Genomic DNA, 236 nt, shown 5'->3' with positions numbered 1-236 from the left:
ATCTGATTCACGAGCGCCTCGGGATCGCGGTCAACCCGGCGGCGATGTTCGACGTGCAGGTCAAACGTATCCACGAATACAAGCGTCAGTTGCTCAACCTGATGCACACCGTGGCGTTGTACCAGGCGATTCGTGCCGAGCCGGAAGTCGACTGGGTGCCACGCGTGAAGATCTTCGCCGGTAAAGCGGCGGCGAGTTATCACCAGGCCAAGCTGATCATCAAACTGACCAATGAC

General features: G+C 58.1%; 1 protein-coding gene. It reads left to right on the top strand.

Features of this window, described 5'->3' with window-relative positions; all coding sequences use genetic code 11:
• Positions 1-236: glycogen/starch/alpha-glucan phosphorylase (locus AAEY83_RS18445; protein ID WP_351061595.1), on the top strand; the 236-nt coding region annotated here is incomplete at both ends.

Origin of the sequence: Psychrobacter sp. TB20-MNA-CIBAN-0197 (assembly GCF_040309765.1) — a bacterium.
In the GTDB taxonomy this organism is placed as follows: Bacteria; Pseudomonadota; Gammaproteobacteria; order Pseudomonadales; family Moraxellaceae; genus Psychrobacter; species Psychrobacter submarinus.
The sequence above is the reverse complement of the archived record's forward strand: the minus strand, read 5'-3'. Positions and strand labels throughout refer to the sequence as shown.